The sequence below is a fragment of the Klebsiella sp. CSG-1 genome, from assembly GCF_056521145.1.
This window is the reverse complement of the sequence record NZ_JBWNLD010000010.1, coordinates 53,020-70,650: the sequence shown is the minus strand read 5'-3', so window position 1 is coordinate 70,650 and position 17,631 is coordinate 53,020. Positions and strand designations below refer to the sequence as shown.

Genomic DNA, 17,631 nt, shown 5'->3' with positions numbered 1-17,631 from the left:
GCGGAAAATGCTGAAAACAGGCCTTACGTTAAACCTCTGGTCAGGTACGTGGCTCCAGCATGCCGGATGTCGACCGCTTCTGGCTGAACTGCCACCACAGGGCAAGGAAGGTAAACAGGCCGATAATACCCAGCATCAGCCACGGTAGTTCGGGCTGATTCAGCGCTTTACCCGCATCGAACAACCATCCGCCGCCGGCATAGCCAAACGCGCCGCCAAAGGCCAGCCCCAGCCGGCTGAAGCCCATATAGCTACCGCGCGCCCGGGCATCGGCTAAAGAGGCTCCCAGCGTTTCCCGCGCCGGTTCCGCAACGATCGACCCAATATAGAAGATACAAATCAGGGTAAACAGCTGCTGTAAATTGCTGGTCAAGCCGATGGGCAGCATGGCGATGGTCATCACCAGTAACCCGGCCATCAGCCGATGCTCGAGGCGAAAGCGCTGTTCGCTCCAGCGGGCAATGGGGTAGAGCAGGGTTAACGATATAGCGGCTTCAATGGCATACATCCATTTTACCGCGGTCGGTGAACCGGCGATGTCGTTAACCATAATGGGCAGCATGAGCATCACCTGGACAGCCAGCATGTAGTAGCCGGTGAGCGTCAGAACGTAGGTGACAAAGCGCTTATCGCGCAGCACCCGACCCAGACCTTCCCGAACCGGCGTTTTCACGGTGGAAAGCTTCCACGCCGGGAGATACCAGGCGTTGAACGCGGCGCAGGCGACAAACAACGCCGCGCCCACGCTACAGACAAGACGGAAGTCATATTGCAGCAACCAGCTGCCGAGCAGGGCGCCGATCACCGCCCCGGCGCTGTCCTGCATCATCAGAATCGAAAAGAACCGCCCACGCTGATGCGGGCGCACCAGCTTGACCACCAGCGCGGCGCGCGGCGGATCGAACAGGGTGCCGCCGAGCCCGGAGAGAATGCAGGAGAGCCACAGCACCCACGGTTCATGGGCCACGGCCATCGCCGCGAAACCGCCCGCGCGCATGAGCATGCCGGTGACGATCATCGGCTTGGCGCCAAAGCGATCGGCGACCGCGCCGCCAAAAATGCCTAATCCTTGCTGCACCAGCTGGCGCAGGCCGAGCGCAATCCCGACCATCAGCGCCGCCCAGCCCATCTGGTCAACAAAGCGAATAGAAATCAGCGGGAAGACGACAAAAAAGCCCAAAACCACCAGCATGTTGTCGACCAACAGGAAATATTTACCCAGGCTCCTTGCCTGCGATACGCGGGACATTTCCCCTCCAGGGAAAATAAAGAGTTACCCGGATAGTGTGCGGGGAAGATGCTGACTTTCCCAGCATCCTTGCGACAATATTTTTTTATCAAAATGCAAGATCGATTGAGTCTATTCATCGAAAAAGGGAGATGGTGCAGAAAATGGTATGTTGCTGTTTTCACACAACCGTTCAGGACAGGTATAGTGAAGGGAGCAGGTAATCAGTCAGGGGAACAGGAGAAGGGAATGTTTGGCTATCGCAGTAACGTACCGAAGGTGCGTTTGACGACGGACAGGCTGGTGGTGCGGCTGGTATACGATCGTGACGCCTGGCGTCTGGCCGATTATTACGCGGAGAATAAAGGGTTCTTAAAACCCTGGGAGCCAGTGCGCGACGACAGCCACTGCTACCCCTCTGGCTGGCAGGCGCGTTTATCGATGATTTCCGAGTTTCATAAGCAGGGCTCGGCATTCTATTTTGCGCTGCTCGATCCGGAAGAGAAAGAGATTATCGGCGTGGCAAATTTTTCCAATGTGGTCCGCGGGTCGTTTCATGCCTGCTACCTCGGCTATTCCATTGGCGAGAAGTGGCAAGGCCAGGGGCTGATGTTTGAGGCCCTGACCGCGGCAATTCGCTATATGCAGCGCACGCAGCATATCCATCGCATCATGGCCAACTACATGCCGCATAATCAACGAAGCGGCGATTTACTCGCTCGTCTTGGCTTTGAAAAAGAGGGGTACGCCAAAAATTATCTGCTGATTGACGGGCAGTGGCGTGACCATGTACTGACGGCGTTGACGACACCGGACTGGACTCCGGGTCGCTGAGGAGAGAGCATGAAATATCAGTTAACCGCACACGAAGCGCGCGTCATCGGGTGTTTGCTGGAAAAACAGGTTACCACGCCTGAGCAGTATCCGCTGTCGGTCAATGCGGTGGTGACCGCCTGCAATCAGAAAACTAACCGTGAGCCGGTGATGTCGCTCAGCGAAAGTGATATTCAGGATCTGCTGGATACCCTGGTCAAACGCCATTACCTGCGTACCGTCAGCGGTTTCGGCAATCGGGTAACCAAATACGAACAGCGCTTTTGTAATTCCGAATTTGGCGATTTGAAGCTGTCTTCGGCGGAAGTGGCGGTTGTGACAACGCTGCTGCTGCGCGGCGCGCAGACCCCGGGCGAGTTGCGCAGCCGGGCGCAGCGAATGCATGACTTTAGCGATATGGCGGAAGTGGAGAGCGTGCTGGAAACGCTGGCAACCCGGGATGACGGGCCTTTCGTCGCGCGTCTGCCGCGCGAGCCCGGGAAGCGAGAATCCCGCTATATGCACTTGTTCTGCGATGATATGGACTCGCTTATTACCGCCGTTGAGGCCGTCTCGCCGCCGGCCGATGATCTTCTCGCGCGGGTTGAGGCGTTGGAAGGCGAAGTCGCGGAACTGAAAGAACGGCTGGCCTCGCTGCTGGCTCACCTGGGAGATTAATCGTGACCGCGAAATTACGCATTGGCGTGGTGGGGTTAGGGGGCATTGCGCAGAAGGCCTGGCTGCCGGTGCTGGGTGCCGCAGACGGTTGGACGCTGCAGGCGGCCTGGTCGCCGGGCAAAGAGAAAGCGCTGCGTATCTGCGAGGGCTGGCGCATTCCTTATGCCGACTCGCTGGAGCAGCTGGCGGCGCAGTGCGATGCGGTCTTTGTGCATACTTCAACGGCCTCGCATTTTGAGGTGGTCAGCCGCCTGTTGAATGCCGGGGTGCATGTGTGCGTGGATAAACCGCTGGCCGACAAGCTGAATGAGGCAGAGTCGCTGGTCGAACTGGCGGCGCGCCGCAAGCTCACGCTGATGGTCGGTTTTAACCGTCGCTTTGCGCCGCTGTATCGTGAACTCAAAACGCAGATGGGCAGCGCCGCATCGCTGCGCATGGATAAACATCGCAGCGACAGCGTCGGTCACGATCTGCGTTTTACGTTGCTGGATGATTATCTGCATGTGGTGGATACTGCGCTGTGGCTGGCGGGCGGTACCGCGCGCCTGAGCGGCGGCTCGCTGCAAACCACGGCCCAGGGCGAAATGCTCTATGCCGAACACCACTTCAGCACGCCTCAACTGGAGGTCACCACCAGTATGCACCGGCGTGCCGGTAGTCAGCGGGAGTGGGTGCAGGCCGTAACTGACGGCGGACTGTACGCCGTCTGCGATATGCGCGAATGGCAGGAAGAGCGCGGTCAGGGGGTGATTATGCGCCCGGTTCCGGGCTGGCAAACCACGCTGGAGCAACGCGGGTTTGTCGGCTGCGCGCGCCACTTCATCGAATGCGTGCAAAATCAGACGGTTCCGGAAACTGCGGGTGAACAGGCGCTGTTGGCCCAACGGGTGGTCGAAAAACTCTGGCGCGAGGCAATGAGTGAATAATTGGTTGTAACATCTGGGAGTAGTAATTCATGACGAACCCGGTAGACTATCGCCACTTTCCAGCGCCCGCAATCGCGGGCGTTTTACTTCAGGGTTGTGGAATAACACGTTAATGAACCTTTTAAAATCACTGGCAGCAGTCAGTTCGATGACCATGTTTTCACGCGTTCTGGGGTTTGCGCGTGATGCTATCGTCGCCCGAATTTTTGGCGCAGGGATGGCGACGGACGCCTTTTTCGTCGCGTTTAAATTACCGAATTTGCTGCGTCGTATCTTCGCTGAAGGGGCCTTCTCTCAGGCATTTGTACCCATTCTTGCCGAATATAAAAGCAAGCAGGGCGAAGATGCGACCCGCGTGTTTGTGGCCTATGTCTCTGGCCTGCTGACGCTGGTTCTGGCGGTCGTTACCGTTCTTGGAATGCTGGCGGCGCCCTGGGTGATTACCGTCACTGCGCCCGGTTTTGCCGACAGCCCGGATAAATTTACCCTGACCACCCAGCTGCTGCGCATCACCTTTCCTTATATTCTGCTGATTTCACTGGCGTCGTTAGCCGGGGCGATTCTCAACACCTGGAACCGTTTTTCCGTTCCCGCCTTCGCTCCGACGTTCCTCAACGTCAGTATGATCGGTTTTGCTCTGTTTGCCGCGCCCTATTTCCACCCACCAATGCTGGCGATGGCGTGGGCGGTCACCGTCGGCGGCGTGCTGCAGCTGGCCTATCAACTGCCGCATCTGAAAAAGATTGGCATGCTGGTTCTGCCGCGCATTAACCTGAAAGATGCTGGTGCAATGCGGGTGGTCAAACAGATGGGGCCGGCGATCCTCGGCGTCTCTGTTAGCCAGATTTCATTGATTATCAACACTATCTTTGCCTCGTTCCTGGTGTCTGGTTCGGTGTCGTGGATGTATTACGCGGATCGCCTGATGGAGTTTCCGTCCGGGGTCCTTGGCGTGGCGCTGGGGACTATTCTGCTGCCATCGCTGTCAAAAAGCTTTGCCAGCGGTAATCATGATGAGTACTGTCGCCTGATGGACTGGGGGCTGCGTCTGTGTTTCCTGCTGGCGTTGCCCAGCGCCGTGGCGCTGGGGATCCTGGCGAAGCCGCTCACCGTTGCGCTGTTCCAGTATGGGAAATTCAGCGCGTTTGATGCGGCGATGACCCAGCGCGCGCTGGTGGCTTACTCCGTCGGGCTGATGGGACTGATTGTCGTTAAGGTACTGGCACCGGGCTTTTATTCGCGGCAGGACATTAAAACGCCGGTAAAAATCGCGATCGTTACGCTGATTATGACCCAGGTGATGAACCTGATCTTTATTGGCCCACTGAAGCATGCCGGGTTATCGCTGTCTATCGGCCTGGCGGCCTGCCTTAACGCCGGTCTGTTGTACTGGCAGTTGCGTAAGCAAAAGATCTTTACTCCGCAGCCTGGATGGTTCTCCTTCCTGCTGCGCCTGGTGGTTGCGGTGCTGGTGATGTCGGCGGCGCTGTTGGGCATGATGTATATCATGCCGGAGTGGTCGCAGGGCTCGATGCCGTTCCGTCTGCTGCGCCTGATGGCGGTGGTGGCGGCGGGCGTGGTGGCCTATTTTGCCACCTTAATGGTGCTGGGCTTCCGGGTTAAAGAGTTTGCCCGACGTACGGCCTGACGCCATACGCCGGATTGAAAGAGACCCGTTCCGCATTGCGGCGCGGGGTTTTTTATCGCACTGCGCGCGCTATGGATGCCAGACGGGCGCTTTCCCGCAGGCGAATCGCGAGCGCAATCGCGCCGGTAACTACGGCCAGGACAACGACGCCGTTCCAGCCGGCGACCACGTATAGCCGGCTGCCGAGTACTGAGCCGAGCGCCATACCAATAAACACGCCGGTGAACAGCAGGGCATTCAGGCGACCGCGAGCCTGCGGCTCGAGGCTGTAAACCAGATTCTGATGCGCGACCAGGCTGGACTGCAGACCGAGATCGAAGCCGATCGCCGAAAGGCCGATCAGCAGCAGCTGACCATGTGGCGGCAGTAGCGGCATCAGGAACATCAGGGCGAAAGAAAGGGTAACCAGTCCGGCCCCTAGCTGAGTAACCCTTCCCGCGCCATATTTATCGGCCAGTCCACCCGCCAGCGGGGCGGCAAGGGCCCCGGCCGCACCGGCGATGCCGAATCCCCCGGCCACGGCGCTACCCATCTGATAATGTGCGAGCAGCATCACCGCTAGCGTTGACCAGAAGGCGCTGAAGGCGATGGATAAAAAGCCCTGGGCCAGTGCCGCGCGTCGCAGCGCAGGGTAGCGTTGCCACAGGTGCGCCATCGATTTCATCAGCTGCGGATAGCTTAGCGTTGAGTGAATCGCAAAGCGGGGCAGAATACGCCACATCAGCAGGCCGATGAGAGCGATACTCAGAGCTGCCGCCTGATACATCACCCGCCAACCGAACAGCGCCCCGACCAGTCCGCTGACGGTCCGCGAGAGCAGAATTCCCAGCAGCAGACCGGTCATCACCGTCCCGACCATTTTCCCCTGCTTACCCGCCGGGGCCAGAATCGCTGCTGCCGGAACAATATCCTGCGCCATCGTCGCGGCCATCCCGATCAATAAGCTGACCACCAGCAGTGAAGTGAGCTGGTCCGTCAGGCTACACAGCAGCAGCAGGACCGCCAGCGCCGCGCTTTTCAGTAGAATCAACGTCCGCCGGTCGTGGCGATCGCCGAGCGGCAGCAGAAACAGAATGCCCAGCGCGTAGCCGGCCTGGGTCAGGGTCGGGACGAGGCCCATCCCTTCAACGCTCAGGTGCAGGTTGGCGCCCATCAGCGGGAGCAGGGGCTGGGCGTAATAAATAGAGGCAACGCTAAAACCAGCGCCAAGAGCGAGTATAAAAATAATCCAGCCTGCCTCGCGGGAGGATAGTGGAGTCGGGGTCATGATGAAGTCCTCGTAGATGAGATGGCGCTATTCTTCCCCGAATGCCGCTGGCGCGGTAGATAGCGTGGTGGTAAAACGGTTATACGTTTAACGTATAGAGAAAGTGATAATGAAGAGGCAGGAGCGTATAGACCGCATTGAACTGATGCGGACCTTTATTCGAATTGTCGAGGCCGGTTCACTCTCTTCGGCGGCACGGCAGCTGGATACCACTCAGGCGACGGTCAGCCGCCGTCTGCAGTCGCTGGAGAGCATGCTCGGTAATCGACTGATCCTGCGTACAACGCATGCCATGAAGCTCACCGATGATGGTGAACGCTGTTATCAGCACGCGCGTCAGGTGGTGGATGCGTGGCTGGCGCTGGAGGACGAGATGAGTATTGCTGACGATCGGCCGGTAGGGATACTGCGCGTGCGTGCGCCTCATGCCTTTGGTCAGCAGCAGCTGCTGGGGCCGCTGGTCAGTTTTCTGCAACGCTATCCGCAGCTGGCGGTGGAGTGGATGCTCAATGACAAAACCGTCGATTTTCTCAGTGACAATATCGATTGCGCGATTCGGGTGGGCGCTGAAGTTGACCCGGCCACGGTGTCGGTGCTGCTGGCCGAAGTTCCGCGTAGTCTGGTGGTTGCCCCACAGCTGTTGTCACGCTATCCGGCATTAGCGATGCCTGAGGATCTGTCGCGGCTGCCGTGGGTGGCCATCAGTACCTTTTATCAACATGAAGTGGAGTTGCAGCATCAGGAGGATAGCCGGGAGATATCGTTTGGTATTGTGCCCTGTCTGAGCACCGATAGCGTGTATGTGGCCCGTAATACGGCGCTGGCGGGGCTGGGGGTTGCTATCGTGTCGAGTTGGGCTGTGACGGAGGATATCGCCGCCGGTCGGTTGGTTGAGCTATTTCCGCAGTGGCGGGCCTCTTCGCTGCCGGTCCACCTGGTCTATCCGTGGGCGCGTTATTATCCGACCCGGCTACGAAAGTTTCTCGACCTGATGCGCGAAGTGATGCCGCAGGTTGCCGGGATGCAGCGCCCGGAGGGGGAATAAAAAAACCGGCCAGAGGCCGGTTTTTTGATGCCGTACCGCGTTTACTCGGCAGGTTGTGGGCGGGTTGGTTCCGCCGTCGCCTGATGAGTCGCGCTGTGGCCGCCTGCCGCACCTTTGCCGTCAAAGGCAAACGACGGGCGAACCCAGTCGCTGTGACGCGGCGCTTCTGGCTCGTAGGCTGGCGCCGGGGCACGCGTCATCGGGGCGGTCGCGTGGCGATGAGACACGATAACCGCCGCCGCGGGTGTGGCGACCACCACCGGAGCAGGCGCTGATTCGACGACCGGCGCTGTTTCCAGGACCGGAGCGGCTTCAACCACTGGGGCGGGTTCAACCACCGGAGTAGCTTCAACCACCGGCGCGGGTTCAATGACCTGCGGTGCCGGAGCTGCTTGTGCCACAACCGGGGCAGATTCCTCAACAACGGCTTCAGCTGCTGTTTCTACTGCTACCGTTTCCGGTTCTGCAGCAACCGGCGCAACACCGCTTTCTGCCTCAACAACCGGCGCTTCTGCGGCGATAGCATCCTGCGGCGCAACCTCGGTTTCGCGGGCGACTTCCGGCTGAACAGTCTGCGCGGCTTCAGCGGCGGTTGCTTCGGCTACGACAGGTTGTTCGGCGGCAGCAGGCGCCGCCTCGGCAACCGCCGGGGCGACCACTTCTGCAATGGCGGCTTCAGCGACAGCAACAGGAGCGACAGTTTCAGTAACGGACGCCTGAATCTGCTGTTCTTCCTGCTGTTGATCCTGCGGACGGACAACCGGGTAACGAATCCACACTTTACCTGACGCCATTTCCGGGGATGCACAGGCTACGGTCAGCGGCATCGGCGACTGGGTCGGGTAACGCTCATCGCGGTAACGACGACGACGCTGGCCGCTGACGCGCAGATGACGCGGCGAGCGACGGGAGCGACGCGGCATACCGTTGGCTTCGCGAGACTCGTTGTTGTCGTCATGGTCGCCGTTGCTTTCAACGACGGCAGGCAGATCGACTTTCGCCAGTTCCGTGCGCGGAGCGACCGCTTCCGGCTGGACCGCAGGCACGGTTTCAACAACCTGATCGGCCGTTTCAGCTACCGCAGACTCGATGCGAACTTTCTGGGATAACTGACGCGGTTTACGACGGGACATCGTCTGAACGCGTTCTTCCTGCTCGACTTCCTGCTGAACTACTGGCTCTTCGCGCGTTTGTGCTTTGGCTTCCTGCGGAGCCTGGCGCTTCTCGTCATTACGACGACGATTACGCTCACGACGCGGCTGCTGCTCATCGCGCGCTTTGCCTTTTTCTGCATCCTCGGTCACCGTCTGACGAGATTCACGCGGCTCGACATTCTGCTGCTGTTTCTCGCGACGATTACGGCGGTTTTCCTCGCGGGATTCACGAGGTTCACGGCCTTCGGTATTTTCAGCACGGTTATCGCGGTTATCACGACCGTCGCGGTTATCACGGTTATCACGGTTATCACGGTTATCACGACGATCGTTGCGATCGCGGCGATTGTTGGTCCGCGGTTTACGACGTTCTTGCTGACGTTCCGGTTTCTCTTCGGCTTTCTTCTCTACCTGAGGTTCTGCCGGTTTCGTCTCTTCTGCGCCGGAGAAGATGTTTTTCAGGGCGCCAAAGAAGCGGGAGAGCAGACCAGGCTGCGCTGGCGCAGCAGCGGCTACCGCTGGTTTTGCGGCGGCAGGTGCGGCAACAGGAACTTCCTGCTCTGGCGCTGGCGGGACGTCCGGCATCACGAAGGTGGCCAGGGCCGGCTGCTCAGGGCGCTTACGTTCGGCCGGTTCTTCGTCAGCAGGCAGCGCCATCTCTTCTTCGTGCAGTTTAGGCAGCAGATAGCTCAGGGTAGAGGTCTCTTCGCCTTTACGTACGCGCAGCACGGAGTAGTGCGGGGTTTCCATCTGATCGTTCGGGACGATGATCACGCGCACGTCGCCCTGGCGGGTTTCGATGGCGCTCACCGCAGCACGTTTTTCGTTCAGCAGGTAGGACGCAATCGGCACAGGCACGATAGCGTGAACTTCCTGGGTGTTCTCTTTCAGCGCTTCTTCTTCAATCAGACGCAGGATAGAGAGCGACAGGGATTCGTTATCACGAACGGTGCCGGTACCGCTACAGCGTGGGCAGACGTGATGACTGGATTCACCCAGCGACGGGCTCAGACGCTGACGCGACATCTCGAGCAGGCCGAAGCGAGAGATATGACTGATCTGGATACGCGCACGATCCTGACGCACCGCTTCGCGCAGGCGGTTTTCAACCGCGCGCTGGTGGCGTACTGGCGTCATGTCGATGAAGTCGATGACAATCAGGCCGCCGAGGTCACGCAGACGCAGCTGGCGAGCAATCTCATCGGCTGCTTCCAGGTTGGTGTTGAATGCCGTTTCTTCGATGTCGCCGCCGCGGGTGGCGCGAGCGGAGTTGATATCGATAGCGGTTAACGCCTCGGTGCTGTCGATAACGATTGACCCGCCGGAAGGCAGGCGCACTTCGCGCTGGAAGGCGGACTCAATCTGCGATTCGATTTGATAATGGCTGAACAGCGGGATTTCACCGGTGTACAGTTTGATTTTGCTGCTGAAATCCGGGCGGCCCAGTGCGGCGATGTGCTGGCGAGCCAGCTCAAGCACTTTCGGGTTATCGATCAGGATTTCGCCGATGTCCTGGCGCAGGTAATCACGGAAGGCACGCACGATGACGTTACTTTCCTGATGGATCAGGAACGGCGCCGGGCGGCTTTCAGCGGCTTTCTGGATTGCTTCCCAGTGTTTCAGACGGAAGCTCAGGTCCCACTGCAGCGCTTCGGCAGATTTGCCGACGCCCGCGGTACGCACGATAAGCCCCATGCCGTCCGGCAGCTCAAGGCTGGCCAGCGCTTCTTTTAGTTCTGTACGATCGTCACCCTCAATGCGGCGTGAAATACCGCCCGCGCGCGGGTTGTTCGGCATCAGTACCAGATAGCTACCCGCCAGGCTGATAAAGGTGGTGAGCGCGGCGCCTTTGTTGCCACGTTCTTCTTTATCAATCTGAACAATCACTTCCTGACCTTCACGCAGAACATCCTTAATATTCGGACGACCATGAGAATTGTAGTTAGCAGGGAAGTATTCGCGGGCGATTTCTTTGAGGGGGAGGAAACCATGACGCTCGGCGCCGTAATCAACAAACGCGGCTTCAAGGCTAGGTTCAATACGGGTAATTTTGCCTTTGTAGATGTTCGCTTTTTTCTGTTCGTGCCCGGGGCTTTCGATATCCAGGTCGTACAGGCGCTGCCCATCAACAAGGGCGACGCGCAACTCTTCCTGCTGAGTTGCGTTGATTAACATTCTTTTCATCGTAACTTACTCATTATTCTTACATTGACGACTAAGCTGCGGGCAGAGTATTGCCTTGCCGGGGGAAACCGATGGCCTCGTGTCTGTTTCACGTCGCCAACCTCACGGTTGTCGCGCGCTTAAGAGGCGCAGAGTGTCGGTCGCCTGTATTTCAAACGGAAACACAGCGCAATTAGCAGGGGAACAGCCTGGGATGTATCACCAGAGAAGATTCCATTTATACGCGTCATTTTTCAGGTTGCTTCTGCGTCGGCTTGCTCGTTTCACCCCTGTTGCTGACTTACTGATGATGTCAGTTCCGGAGATTCTCTCTTTCGCCGCCTTGGCGCATCCTGAATAATTTTGCGTATATCTCGTCGTCTTTCACGTTACAGATGTAGTGGCTTAACCCGCTCATCTCAATCAGCGGACTGAGTAGAGCACCCGGGAATACCCGGAGTCGACGCCTTCCTGCGACGTGAAATCCATAGAGGCCTGTACCGGTAAGGACTGCAACCCGCAGCCCGCTAACTGTCTGAAAGATCAATACGTCTTACGCCATTGCTGCGTGGATGATCGGTCAGACAAAATTGGTCATTCCGCTAATTTCTTGTTCTAACAAGATTCAACACGGAAAACGGCATCATTATTCCATTGCTAACCTTGTTATAGCAAGTTGACTTTTACCTTTTATCACCCGGTTACTCACAGTTTTTTCACCAGCGCATACAGATTGTTCTAATAACAAACAAAACGCCGATGAAGCATTCAATGAAAACCGGATAATGATAAATATAAGCATATAAAAATGAGTGGCGCTAATGCGTCGGGCTATTTAGAATCGCGCACCATGAAAACTGAGACTCCAAGCGTAAAAATGGTTGCCATTACCGCCGATGAAGCGGGGCAACGCATCGATAACTTTTTGCGTACGCAGCTAAAGGGCGTACCGAAGAGCATGATTTATCGCATCCTGCGTAAAGGCGAGGTGCGGGTGAATAAAAAACGCGTCAAGCCGGAATACAAGCTGGAAGCCGGCGACGAAATCCGCATTCCGCCTGTTCGGGTTGCCGAGCGTGAAGAAGAAGCCGTCTCCCCGCATTTGCAGAAAGTGTCGGCGCTGGCCGACGTGATTCTGTATGAAGATGACCATATTCTGGTGCTGAACAAACCTTCCGGTACCGCGGTGCACGGCGGCAGCGGCCTGAGTTTCGGCGTCATTGAAGGCCTGCGCGCGCTGCGTCCGGAAGCCCGTTTCCTCGAACTGGTTCACCGCCTTGACCGCGATACCTCCGGCGTACTGCTGGTCGCGAAGAAGCGTTCCGCGCTGCGTTCGCTGCATGAACAGCTGCGCGAAAAGGGGATGCAGAAGGATTATCTGGCGCTGGTGCGCGGGCAGTGGCAGTCGCACACCAAAGTGGTGCAGGCACCGCTGCTGAAAAACATTCTGCAGAGCGGCGAACGTATCGTTCGCGTTAGTCAGGAAGGAAAACCGTCGGAGACGCGCTTTAAGGTTGAAGAACGCTATACGCACGCGACGCTGGTTCGCTGCAGTCCGGTGACCGGGCGTACGCACCAGATCCGCGTTCACACGCAGTATGCGGGCCACCCCATTGCCTTTGACGACCGTTATGGCGACCGCGAGTTTGACAAACAGCTGGCTGGCACCGGCCTGAATCGGTTGTTCCTCCATGCTGCCGCGCTGAAATTTACTCATCCGGGGACCGGGGAAGTGATGCGTGTCGAAGCGCCGCTGGATAACCAGCTGAAGCGCTGCCTGCAGGTGCTACGTAATAGTAAATGATCGTCCCGGCGGACGCTGAGTCCGCCGTTGTCATCTGCTGCGTCGCTGTGCCAGCACTCACCGCGACGTTTTTCTCCTTTATGGGTAAATGTACCCGCCGCACGCCGCGCCAGCGCGATATCCCCATACCACACACCCCATCAGGATTGCCGTTCGCCAGACCCCCAGGCCAGGCCAGAACGGCGGTTCCGGCCCGGCAGAATAAACGGCTAGCGCAACAGCGGATTACAGCCTTCCCGGCGTAGCATCTGACACAGGGCGATCAGCGGCAGGCCCACCAGCGCATTCGGGTCACGTCCTTCCAGTCGCTCGAAAAGGGTAATGCCCAGACCTTCACTTTTAAAACTCCCGGCGCAGTGCAGCGGACGCTCTTTGCGCACATAATTGTCTATTTCCTGGTCGCTTAAATGGCGAAAATGGACATCAAAGGGTTCACACTCGGTTTGTAGATGGCCGTTGGCGGAATGATAAAGTGCCAGTCCGGTATAAAAGGTCACAATCGTGCCGCTGGCTTTCCTTAACTGCAGGCGCGCATTCTCTTCGCTGTGCGGCTTGCCGGTAATTTCGCCATCGAGGACGCAAACCTGATCGGATCCGATAATTAAGTGCCGGGGATAGCGTTCGGCAAGAGCCTGCGCCTTCGCCTGCGCCAGACGGACCACCAGCTGACGGGCAGATTCGCCGGGGTGGGGGGTTTCATCCACATCAGGCGCCGCGCAGTCAAACGGCATGGCCAGTTTTTCCAGCAGCATTCGCCGCCACGGCGAGGTCGACGCCAGGATAAGTTCAGACATATTTTTTCATCCACATATAGCGCTTCTAAGAGCATCATTTTAAACTATTGGCCGCAATGTGTGCGAATAAATGGCGAAAGGCAACCTGAGGCTGCCTTTTTCTTTGACTCTATGACATTACAAAGTTAATATGCGCGCCCTATGCAAAAGGTAAAATTACCCCTGACTCTCGATCCGGTTCGCACGGCTCAAAAACGCCTCGATTACGAAGGTATCTATGCCCGTGATCAGGTTGAACGTGTAGCCGATTCAGTAGTCAGCGTGGACAGCGATGTGGAATGCAGCATGTCGTTCGCTATTGATAATCAGCGCCTTGCCGTTATTACCGGCGATGCAAAGGTATCAGTAACCCTCGAATGTCAGCGTTGCGGGAAACCGTTCCCCCATCATGTCCACACCACGTATTGTTTTAGCCCCGTCAGAAATGACGAACAGGCCGAAGCACTGCCGGAAGCGTATGAGCCGATTGAGGTTAACGAATTCGGTGAAATCGACCTGCAAGCGATGGTTGAGGATGAAATCATTCTCTCCTTGCCTGTAGTTCCGGTGCATGATTCTGAACACTGTGAAGTGTCCGACGCGGACATGGTCTTTGGTGAACTGCCTGAAGAGGCACAAAAACCAAACCCATTTGCCGTATTAGCCAGCTTAAAGCATAAGTAATTGAGGAGTAAGGTCCATGGCCGTACAACAGAATAAACCAACCCGTTCCAAACGTGGCATGCGTCGTTCCCATGACGCTCTGACCGCAGTCACCAGCCTGTCTGTAGACAAAACTTCTGGTGAGAAACACCTGCGTCACCACATCACTGCCGACGGTTTCTACCGCGGTCGCAAGGTTATCGCTAAGTAATCACGCACGACTCCATGGATTTCGCGCGGCAAGAGGCGTAAGCGAGAACATCGCCGGCAGCATAGACAACTATGTGACTGGGATGAACGAGCGCAGTCAATATACTTGCAGCGTGAAAGACAAAGAGTATGAGCGTGATGAAGCTTAGCGAGGATTTCCCCAGGTGACTGGGGAATAACCGAACCGGGCAGCGACGATATCTTGACACGTCTAACCCTGGCGTTAGATGTCATGGGGGGTGATTTTGGCCCATCCGTGACAGTGCCTGCAGCACTGCAGGCACTGAACTCTAATTCGCAACTCACACTTCTTTTAGTCGGCGACCCCGACACCATCACGCCATTACTTGCCAAAGCTGATTTCGAACAACGTTCGCGTCTGCAGGTGATCCCTGCGCAGTCAGTTATTGCTAGTGATGCGCGGCCCGCTCAGGCGATCCGCAGTAGCCGCGGAAGCTCAATGCGCGTGGCGCTGGAGTTAGTAAAAGAAGGGCGGGCGGAAGCCTGCGTCAGCGCGGGGAATACCGGCGCGCTGATGGGACTGGCCAAGTTATTACTCAAACCCATTGAAGGGATTGAGCGTCCGGCGCTGGTGACGGTGTTACCGCATCAGCAAAAGGGCAAAACGGTGGTGCTGGATTTAGGCGCCAACGTGGATTGCGATAGTACGATGCTGGTGCAGTTTGCGGTCATGGGCGCCGTACTGGCCGAAGAAGTGGTCGGCATTGAGAACCCCCGCGTCGCGCTGTTGAACATCGGCGAAGAAGAGATGAAGGGCCTCAGCAGTATCCGCGATGCCGCTGCGGTGCTGAAGACACTGCCGTCGCTGAACTATATCGGCTATCTTGAAGCCAACGAACTATTGACGGGCAAAACCGATGTGCTGGTTTGTGATGGATTCACGGGCAACGTCACATTAAAAACTATGGAAGGTGTTGTCAGAATGTTCCTCTCGCTGCTGAAATCACAGGGTGAGGGCAAAAAACGGTCGTGGTGGCTGCTGTTATTGAAGCGTTGGTTACAAAAAAGCCTGGCAAGGCGATTCAGTCACCTCAACCCCGACCAGTATAATGGCGCCTGTCTGTTAGGATTGCGCGGTTCCGTGATTAAGAGTCACGGTGCTGCCAATCAGCGCGCCTTCAGCGTGGCGATAGAGCAGGCAGTGCAGGCGGTGCAGCGGCAAATTCCTCAGCGGATCGCCGCTCGCCTGGAATCTTTATACCCAGCAGGTTTCGAACTGCCCACGGGCGACAGAAACGGGAACTCCCGGCAGCAAAGCGGGACGAACGAAGAAGGCTGACGCCCAGCGGTTTGAACAAGGCGGGTATATTACCCAAGAGTGACTGAGCGTACATGTATACGAAGATTATTGGTACCGGCAGTTATCTGCCCGAGCAAGTGCGTACTAACGCCGACCTGGAAAAAATGGTAGAGACGTCCGACGAGTGGATTGTTACTCGTACGGGTATCCGTGAACGTCGTATTGCTGCACCGAATGAAACCGTTGCTACGCTGGGTTTTGAAGCGGCAAAAAATGCGCTGGATATGGCGGGTGTTAAACCGGAGCAAATTGGTCTGATCGTTGTTGCGACCACCTCGGGTACTCACGCATTTCCAAGTTCGGCTTGTCAGATTCAGTCTATGCTGGGTATTAATGGCTGCCCGGCCTTTGACGTGGCGGCGGCGTGCGCAGGGTTTACCTACGCACTGAGCATCGCCGATCAATACGTGAAAAACGGAGCCGTGGACTACGCGCTGGTGATTGGCGCTGACGTTCTGGCGCGTACCTGCGATCCTGGCGATCGCGGGACGATCATTATTTTTGGTGATGGCGCGGGAGCCGTCGTACTGGGCGCTTCTGAAGAGCCGGGTATCATTTCCACCCACCTGCATGCGGATGGCCGCTACGGCGAGCTGTTAACGCTGCCGAACGCCGATCGCGTTGAGCCGGAAAATCCGATCTATCTGACGATGGCGGGCAACGAAGTGTTTAAAGTTGCCGTGACCGAGCTGGCGCATATTGTCGATGAGACGCTGGCGGCTAACAATCTCGATCGCTCGGCGCTGGACTGGCTGGTACCGCATCAGGCTAACCTGCGCATCATCAGCGCGACGGCAAGAAAACTGGGGATGTCGATGGATAACGTGGTGGTGACGCTCGATCGTCATGGCAATACCTCCGCGGCTTCCGTTCCCTGTGCGCTGGATGAAGCGGTGCGCGATGGCCGCATCCAGCGTGGTCAGCTGATTCTGCTGGAAGCCTTTGGTGGCGGTTTCACCTGGGGTTCCGCGCTGGTTCGTTTTTAGGATAAGGATTTAGACATGACGCAATTTGCTTTTGTGTTCCCGGGACAAGGTTCTCAGACGGTCGGCATGTTGTCTGACATGGCAGCGGCGTATCCGGTTATCGAAGAAACTTTCCGTGAAGCCTCTGCGGCGTTGGGTTACGATCTGTGGGCGCTTGCTCAGCAGGGCCCGGCGGAAGAGCTGAACAAAACCTGGCAAACCCAGCCTGCGCTGCTGACTGCTTCCGTGGCGCTGTATCGCGTCTGGCAGCAGCAGGGCGGTAAGACCCCGGCTCTGCTGGCGGGTCATAGCCTGGGTGAGTATTCCGCGCTGGTTTGTGCCGGCGTGATTGATTTTGCCGACGCGGTGCGTCTGGTCGAAATGCGCGGCAAATTTATGCAGGAAGCGGTCCCGGAAGGGACCGGCGCGATGTCAGCGATTATCGGTCTTGACGATGCGTCTATTGCGAAAGCCTGCGAAGAGTCCGCCGAAGGGCAGGTCGTGGCTCCGGTCAACTTTAACTCTCCGGGCCAGGTGGTCATTGCCGGCAACAAAGAAGCCGTTGAGCGTGCCGGTGCTGCCTGTAAAGCTGCCGGCGCTAAACGTGCGCTGCCGCTGCCGGTGAGCGTCCCGTCCCACTGCGCGCTGATGAAGCCTGCGGCGGAAAAACTGGCTGTCGAACTGCAAAACATCACCTTTAACGCACCGGTTATTTCGGTGGTGAACAACGTTGATGTGCAGTGTGAAACGGCGCCAGACGCGATTCGCGATGCGCTGATTCGCCAGCTGTACAGCCCGGTTCAGTGGACCAAAACCGTTGAGTTTATGGCATCCCAGGGCGTAGAACACCTGTATGAAGTGGGACCGGGTAAAGTCCTCACCGGTCTGACCAAACGTATTGTTGACACCCTGACCGCTTCCGCGCTTAACGAGCCAGCAGCGATGTCTGCGGCGCTTGAGCAATAAAAGAGGA

15 protein-coding genes are annotated in these 17,631 nt (G+C 57.4%); 11 read left to right on the top strand and 4 right to left on the bottom strand.

Features of this window, described 5'->3' with window-relative positions:
* Positions 1 to 40 precede the first annotated feature (40 nt).
* A complete protein-coding gene (mdtH, locus tag AC007G_RS21715) occupies positions 41 to 1,249 on the bottom strand; it encodes a multidrug efflux MFS transporter MdtH (RefSeq protein ID WP_032688377.1) in 1,209 nt (402 codons plus the stop codon).
* Positions 1,250 to 1,477: 228 nt separating this feature from the next.
* Here mdtH and rimJ point away from each other — a divergent pair, with 228 nt between their 5' ends.
* From rimJ to murJ, 4 genes are all read left to right on the top strand, one after another.
* Positions 1,478 to 2,062: a ribosomal protein S5-alanine N-acetyltransferase gene (gene rimJ / locus AC007G_RS21710; RefSeq protein ID WP_004860498.1), complete on the top strand. Its 585-nt coding sequence runs from the start codon at positions 1,478 to 1,480 to the stop codon at positions 2,060 to 2,062.
* Positions 2,063 to 2,071: 9 nt separating this feature from the next.
* Complete coding sequence (locus AC007G_RS21705; protein ID WP_032688376.1) at positions 2,072 to 2,719, top strand: YceH family protein; 648 nt, start codon at positions 2,072 to 2,074, stop codon at positions 2,717 to 2,719.
* A gap of 2 nt (positions 2,720 to 2,721) precedes the next feature.
* Entirely contained in the window at positions 2,722 to 3,645 is a 924-nt protein-coding gene (locus tag AC007G_RS21700; protein ID WP_032688375.1) for a Gfo/Idh/MocA family protein, read from the top strand.
* A gap of 112 nt (positions 3,646 to 3,757) precedes the next feature.
* Positions 3,758 to 5,293, top strand: coding sequence for a murein biosynthesis integral membrane protein MurJ (gene murJ, locus AC007G_RS21695; protein WP_032688374.1), 1,536 nt, complete (start codon positions 3,758 to 3,760; stop codon positions 5,291 to 5,293).
* A gap of 52 nt (positions 5,294 to 5,345) precedes the next feature.
* Here the strand turns inward: murJ and AC007G_RS21690 are convergent, their stop codons facing one another.
* A complete protein-coding gene (locus AC007G_RS21690; protein ID WP_032688373.1) occupies positions 5,346 to 6,560 on the bottom strand; it encodes an MFS transporter in 1,215 nt (404 codons plus the stop codon).
* Between the two features lie 109 nt (positions 6,561 to 6,669).
* Here AC007G_RS21690 and AC007G_RS21685 point away from each other — a divergent pair, with 109 nt between their 5' ends.
* Entirely contained in the window at positions 6,670 to 7,605 is a 936-nt protein-coding gene (locus tag AC007G_RS21685) for a LysR family transcriptional regulator (RefSeq protein ID WP_142630372.1), read from the top strand.
* A 41-nt stretch (positions 7,606 to 7,646) separates the two neighbouring features.
* Here the strand turns inward: AC007G_RS21685 and rne are convergent, their stop codons facing one another.
* The gene (gene rne / locus AC007G_RS21680) at positions 7,647 to 10,943 is read right to left on the bottom strand and encodes a ribonuclease E (RefSeq protein ID WP_475697995.1); all 3,297 of its coding nucleotides are present in this window, start codon (positions 10,941 to 10,943) and stop codon (positions 7,647 to 7,649) included.
* A gap of 829 nt (positions 10,944 to 11,772) precedes the next feature.
* Here rne and rluC point away from each other — a divergent pair.
* Positions 11,773 to 12,726, top strand: coding sequence for a 23S rRNA pseudouridine(955/2504/2580) synthase RluC (gene rluC / locus AC007G_RS21675; RefSeq protein WP_015584649.1), 954 nt, complete (start codon positions 11,773 to 11,775; stop codon positions 12,724 to 12,726).
* A 209-nt stretch (positions 12,727 to 12,935) separates the two neighbouring features.
* On the opposite strand, the gene AC007G_RS21670 is transcribed toward rluC, so the two are convergent.
* Entirely contained in the window at positions 12,936 to 13,520 is a 585-nt protein-coding gene (locus AC007G_RS21670; protein ID WP_032688367.1) for a Maf family protein, read from the bottom strand.
* Between the two features lie 141 nt (positions 13,521 to 13,661).
* Here AC007G_RS21670 and yceD point away from each other — a divergent pair, with 141 nt between their 5' ends.
* From yceD to fabD, 5 genes are all read left to right on the top strand, one after another.
* Positions 13,662 to 14,183: a 23S rRNA accumulation protein YceD gene (gene yceD / locus AC007G_RS21665; protein ID WP_032695736.1), complete on the top strand. Its 522-nt coding sequence runs from the start codon at positions 13,662 to 13,664 to the stop codon at positions 14,181 to 14,183.
* 16 nt (positions 14,184 to 14,199) lie between these two features.
* Complete coding sequence (rpmF, locus tag AC007G_RS21660; RefSeq protein ID WP_000290724.1) at positions 14,200 to 14,373, top strand: 50S ribosomal protein L32; 174 nt, start codon at positions 14,200 to 14,202, stop codon at positions 14,371 to 14,373.
* Between the two features lie 201 nt (positions 14,374 to 14,574).
* Positions 14,575 to 15,672, top strand: a complete 1,098-nt coding sequence (gene plsX / locus AC007G_RS21655) for a phosphate acyltransferase PlsX (protein ID WP_071824628.1) — start codon at positions 14,575 to 14,577, stop codon at positions 15,670 to 15,672.
* 53 nt (positions 15,673 to 15,725) lie between these two features.
* Positions 15,726 to 16,679, top strand: coding sequence for a beta-ketoacyl-ACP synthase III (locus tag AC007G_RS21650; RefSeq protein WP_032688349.1), 954 nt, complete (start codon positions 15,726 to 15,728; stop codon positions 16,677 to 16,679).
* A 15-nt stretch (positions 16,680 to 16,694) separates the two neighbouring features.
* Entirely contained in the window at positions 16,695 to 17,624 is a 930-nt protein-coding gene (gene fabD / locus AC007G_RS21645; protein WP_032688348.1) for an ACP S-malonyltransferase, read from the top strand.
* Positions 17,625 to 17,631 lie beyond the last annotated feature (7 nt).